The organism is Microcoleus sp. CZ3-B2, from assembly GCF_036705055.1.
In the GTDB taxonomy this organism is placed as follows: Bacteria; Cyanobacteriota; Cyanobacteriia; order Cyanobacteriales; family Microcoleaceae; genus Microcoleus.
The window spans coordinates 1-3178 of record NZ_JAUBTN010000131.1; the positions used below are offsets into that span (position 1 = coordinate 1).

2 protein-coding genes are annotated in these 3178 nt (G+C 50.1%); both read left to right on the forward strand.

Annotation, left to right across the window (positions count from 1 at the left end; translation table 11 throughout):
- Positions 1-214: hypothetical protein (locus QUA97_RS28010; RefSeq protein ID WP_333197572.1), on the forward strand; the 214-nt coding region annotated here is incomplete at its 5' end.
- A gap of 107 nt (positions 215-321) precedes the next feature.
- Positions 322-2907, forward strand: a complete 2586-nt coding sequence (gene priA / locus QUA97_RS28015) for a primosomal protein N' (RefSeq protein WP_333197574.1) — start codon at positions 322-324, stop codon at positions 2905-2907.
- Positions 2908-3178: the final 271 nt, after the last annotated feature.

The window sequence follows — 3178 nt, forward strand, 5'->3', positions numbered from 1 at the left end:
GAGAGGGGGAGAGGGGAAGAGGGGGAGAGGGGAGAGGGGGAGAGGGGGAGATGGGGATATGGGGAGAGGGAGAGGGGGAGAGGGGGAGAGGGGGAGTTCACTGGTTCTCTGGCTCTGCTTGGGAACCTATATCACTCTTGCTCTGCCTCGACACAGAGTTAGGGAGGCAGAGCCTGCGGATCTGCGTTACCAGGAAGAGCTTGGTAACGAGTAAAACGAGTAAAATATAGGTTCTGTCTAAGTCTCGATCGACTGCGGTAAACTGAGGGATAATCAAAACGCCCTTTGATTGCGGCTCCTCCTAGTTTGATGTGCAACCCTATGTCTACTGTCACTTTTGGTTTATCAACCCCTGCAGCCGCAGAGCCGGGGGCATCCTACGATAGCAACCAAGCGCCCCAGCGCCCCAGCGCGCCAGCAGAGTGGATCGAGGTGTTGGTGGACTCTCCTTTCAGGGGCGCGGGGGACTTGCCGGGGGAGGAAAACAAACTATTTACCTATCGCTTACCAGCCCAATTGAACGTGCAGCCGGGGGATATTTTGAGCGTACCCTTTGGCAGTCAACAGGTAGGGGCGATCGCCATTCGGTTCGTTTCTCAACTGCCAACCGACTTAGATCCGGCGCGGGTGAAAGATGTCGAAGATATTGTCACTACGGGATTTTTTCCGGCTAGTTATTGGCAACTACTAGAACGAGTATCTACTTATTATTGCACGCCATTAATTCAAGTAATTAGAGCTTCGCTACCGCCCGGTTTATTAAGCCGTTCTGTGCGCCGCATTCGCTTAATTAAAGAAGCTATTTCTCCCAATGCCGAAACATTTCTAAATCCCGCTGCTAGTCAAATATTGCAATTGCTGCAAGCTCAAAAAAACGGCGATTACACTTGGAAATATCTTCAGGGACAAGTCAAGGGAAGCTATCGGGGATTGCGAGATTTGTTGAAACGGGGTTGGGTAGAAAGTTATATAGAGCCGCCCAATCCTCCCAAAGCACAATTCAAACCGGCAGTGACATTAATTCCTAGCGCCTTTGTTGTAGATTTAACCAAGCGACAACAAGAAGTATTAGAAGTTTTGCGGCTGGGCGGCGGTGAAATGTGGATGAACGATTTGCTGAGAATTTGCAGTACGAGTTCCTACGTTGTCAAAAAATTGGCAGAAAAAGGTTGTATTGTGATCGATCAAAGGGAAGTGCTCAGGGCCGATCGCGCAATTGCTCAATTACCCGATGCGCCGAAAAATTTAACTCATTTTCAAGCTGAAGCTTTAGCGTTTATTAACAGTTTTTCGGGATTCCGTCAAGTGCTGCTGCACGGCGTTACAGGTTCCGGGAAGACTGAAGTGTATTTGCAGGCGATCGCCCCAATCCTAGCCAGCGGCAAATCCGCCCTCGTGCTCGTCCCCGAAATCGGGTTGACACCGCAACTTACAGACAGATTCCGCGCCCGTTTTGGCGAGCAAATTTGCGTGTACCACAGCGCCCTATCCGACGGCGAACGTTACGATACATGGCGGCAGATGCTCGCTGGAACCCCGCAAATTGTCATCGGCACGCGATCGGCCATTTTTGCACCATTGCCTCACCTCGGCTTAATTATCCTCGATGAAGAACACGACAGCAGCTTCAAACAAGACCAACCAGCGCCCTGTTACCACGCCCGCACTGTTGCCAAATGGCGCGCGGAATTAGAAAATTGTCCCTTAATTTTAGGTTCTGCAACGCCAGCCTTAGAGACATTAGTGGGGACGCGCCGAGATTATCACTCGTTACCAACTATCCATTATTTATCATTACCAACTCGCATTTATTCCCGCCCGATGCCGCCCGTGGAAGTAGTCGATATGCGGCAAGAATTGCGGCAAGGAAATCGTTCAATTTTCAGCACTTCCCTGCAAAACGCCCTGGAACAATTGCAAGCAAAACAACAGCAAGGTATTCTATTTATTCACCGCCGAGGACACAGTACCTTTGTCTCTTGTCGGAGTTGCGGCTACGTGATGGAATGCCCGAATTGCGATGTTTCGCTTTCCTATCACCACGTCGGCGAAGGAACCGCAGAAATATTGCGCTGTCACTACTGCAACCACACGGAACGACACCCTCAAAACTGTCCAGATTGCAGTTCTCCTTACTTCAAAAACTTCGGCAGTGGCACCCAGCGAGTGGAACAGGAATTAACCAGATTGTTTCCCGAATTGCGGGGGATTCGGTTTGATAGCGACACTACTAGAAATAAGGGCGACCACCGCAGATTGTTAACTCAATTTGCGAAGGGGGAAGCTGATATTTTGTTGGGGACGCAAATGCTGACGAAAGGGTTAGATTTAGCAGGAGTCACGTTGGTAGGAGTTGTGTCTGCTGATGGGTTGCTGAATTTATCGGATTATCGGGCCAGCGAACGGGCTTTTCAAACATTAACTCAAGTGGCGGGCCGTGCGGGGAGAGGTGACGATCCGGGGCGGGTAATTATCCAAACTTACACTCCCGAACATCGGGTAATTCAAGCGGTGAGGCGGCATGAATATGCGGGTTTTGTGGAGACGGAATTAGCAGAAAGGGCGCTGTTGAATTATCCACCTTCGGGGCGGTTGGTTTTGTTGCGGTTGAGTAGTGTTGATGCGGCGGAAGTTGCGGTGACTGCGGTACAGTTGGCGTCTGTTTGTCAACAGTATATCGATCGACTTTCGGTGACTGGCTGCGAGATGTTGGGGCCTGCACCGGCGGCGATTATGCGGGTGGCGAATCGCTATCGGTGGCAGATTTTGCTGAAGTTACCTGTGGATGAGTCTGTGGATTTGTCGGATTTGATCGGGTTGCGCGATTCCCTTCGGGATAGCTTCGCTTCACGCACGCCGCGTTCTGTTAGTCTAACTATTGATGTCGATCCGTTGAATTTTGGTTGATTGGTGGTGAAAAAGATAAGACGGCGGTTGAAACCTGAAGAAAACAACGTAATTTAAACGGCCGGGTATTCAACCCGCGCACCATCCGGGTTTTGTCTGTATAGATGCGGTTTCAACCGCCCGGTCTTCTTTGCAATACCAGTGCGATCGCCCCTTCATCAAAAATACACGATCTCACAATCCTTCCGGGCAGGGTCATTGGTAACAAGTTAGAAAGGAGTAGATTTTGTCAATACCCCTTTGTGCATAAATATAATTGGGTAATAATGAT